Source organism: Frankia sp. AgKG'84/4, assembly GCF_023242965.2.
In the GTDB taxonomy this organism is placed as follows: domain Bacteria; phylum Actinomycetota; class Actinomycetes; order Frankiales; family Frankiaceae; genus Frankia.
This window is the reverse complement of record NZ_JALKFU020001205.1, coordinates 1-2,556: the sequence shown is the minus strand read 5'-3', so window position 1 is coordinate 2,556 and position 2,556 is coordinate 1. Positions and strand designations below refer to the sequence as shown.

The 2,556-nt window shown below is 70.9% G+C and carries 2 protein-coding genes; both read right to left on the bottom strand.

All coding sequences use genetic code 11. From position 1 onward, the window contains the following. Nucleotides 1-830, bottom strand: an 830-nt coding sequence (locus MXD58_RS28765; protein WP_250611315.1) for a helix-turn-helix domain-containing protein, incomplete at its 3' end; no start/stop codon positions are given. Nucleotides 831-955: 125 nt separating this feature from the next. After that, nucleotides 956-2,556: DNA translocase FtsK (locus MXD58_RS28760; protein ID WP_250611313.1), on the bottom strand; the 1,601-nt coding region annotated here is incomplete at its 5' end.

Below are 2,556 nucleotides of genomic sequence, written 5' to 3'. Positions count from 1 at the left end.
GCGTCGGTGAGGCTGTTCGGGTCGACGCCGCGCTCGGCCGGCAGACTCGCCAGGAAGCCCTTCATCCCCGCGGACAGCACTTCGCCGGCACCGCCGGACGGGCCCAGGCCCTTGCCGTTGCACGACACCTCGACCGCTCCCGCGTTGCCCATCCTGATGTGCAACGTGCCCGGAGCGGTGATCGTCCGCGAGTCGCCGGACTTCAGCAACTGGGACATCAGGACGTGGCGCTCGTCGTCGCGCACCTCCAACCAGCTCTGCGCGTCGCGCGCCGCCAGCACGACGCTCACGCCGGTGGGAGCGGGCGTGGGCGCAACGGCGGCGCTGGTTGGGGCGGCGGCAGGTGACGGCGGGGCGCTCGGCGCCGCGCTCGCCCGCGCCTGGCGGTCGCCACCGCGGTCCGACGAACCGGATCCGCCGGGCAGCACCAAGAGGACGACGGCGAGCAGGCACACCACCACCAGCGAGACGATCATCGCCGTGCCCCAGCGGAACCTGCCGCCACCACGGCGGTTCGGGCCGCGCAACGGGTCGAACTCGCCCGGCGGGACCACCAGGACGGGGCCGGTGAGCGGTTCGTGCGACGCGTCGTACGCGGCGAGGACCGCGGCCGGGTCCAGCCCGAGCGTGCCGGCGATGCTGCGCAGGTGACCGCGGGCGTAGACCGTGCCACCGCAGTGGGAGTAGTCGTCCCGCTCGATCTGCTCGATGAGACTGGCGCGCACCCTCGTCCGCGCGCTGACCTCGTCGACGGTGAGGTCCTTCGCACGGCGGCCGGCCGCGAGCAGGGCACCCGCGCTTGCCGGTCGGGGATCGTCCACGGACTGCATGAGCGACCTCCGCACCCGTTCATTGCTGCCTACCGTGGAGGCACCCAGCGGTAGTTTACGGTCCGGCTCCCCGCGCCGACAGCGCACAGGGCCCACCGGAGCCCCCCCCGTCCGGAGGGCGGGTTTCATCCGCTGCGCAGGGTCGTGAGCAGGCCCTCCAGCTCGTCCGGCATGACCAGTACGTCGCGGGCCTTCGAGCCCTCGCTGGCGCCGACGATCCCGCGGCTCTCCATCAGGTCCATCAGCCGGCCCGCCTTGGCGAAGCCGACCCGCAGCTTGCGCTGCAACATCGAGGTGGACCCGAACTGCGTGCTCACGACGAGCTCGACCGCCTGCAGGAACAGCTGCAGGTCGTCGCCGATCTCCTCGTCGATGTCCTTCTTCGGCTCGCTGCCCGCCTCGAAGACGTCCTCGCGGAACGCCGGCGGCGCCTGCTCCTTCGTGTGGTCGACGATCGCCGCGATCTCGTCCTCGGAGACGAACGCGCCCTGGATGCGCGCCGGCTTGCCCGCACCCATCGGCAGGAACAGCGCGTCCCCGAGTCCGACCAGCTTCTCCGCGCCGGCCTGGTCGAGGATCGTCCGGCTGTCCGCGAGCGACGCCGTCGCGAACGCCAGCCGGGACGGCACGTTCGCCTTGATCAGGCCGGTCACCACGTCCACCGACGGGCGCTGGGTCGCGAGCACCAGGTGGATGCCGACCGCGCGGGCCATCGCCGTGATCCGGCAGATCGCGTCCTCGACGTCGCGTGGGGCGACCATCATCAGGTCCGCGAGCTCGTCCACGATCGCCAGGATGTACGGATACGGGACGTACACCCGCTCCGAACCCGGCGGGGCGACGATCTCCCCGGCGCGGACCTTACGGTTGAAGTCGTCGACGTGGCGCACCCCGCAGGCGGCCAGGTCCTCGTACCGGTTCTCCATCTCCTTCACGACCCACTGCAGCGCGTCGGCCGCCTTCTTCGGGTTCGTGATGATCGGTGTGATCAGGTGCGGGATGCCCTGATAGTTGGTCAGTTCCACCCGCTTGGGGTCGACCAGCACCATCCGTACCTGGTCCGGTGTCGCCCGCGCCAGCACCGAGGTGATCAGCGTGTTGATGCACGTCGACTTGCCGGCGCCGGTGGCACCCGCAATGAGAATGTGCGGCATCTTCGCCAGGTTCGCCAGCACATAGCCGCCCTCGATGTCCTTGCCGAGGCCGACCAGCAGCGGATGTCCGTTCCCGCGCGCCTCCTCACTGCGCAGCACGTCGCCGAGGGACACCAGCTCCCGGTCGGTGTTGGGAATCTCGACGCCGACCGCGCTCTTGCCCGGGATCGGGCTGATGATCCGCACATCCGCGCTCTTCACCGCGTACGCGATGTTCTTCGCGAGCTGGGTGATCCGCTCGACCTTCACCGCCGCGCCGAGTTCCACCTCGTAGCGGGTCACCGTCGGGCCGCGGGTGAAGCCGGTGACCCGCGCGTCCACCTTGAACTGGCTGAACACGTCGGTCAGCGACGCGATCACCGTGTCCGTCGCGGCGGAGCGGACCTTCGGCGGCGTGCCGGAGCGCAGCAGCGTCGGCGAGGGCAGGACGTAGTCCCCCTCGGCCGGTGGGACGAGGAACTCGATCTCGTCCGCGGCGCTCGGCGAGCCGGGTCCGGTGGTGCCGTACGCGTGCCCGGCGAACATCGCGTGCTCGACGAACTCGCCGATCTTCACCATCCGGGCGAACTCCT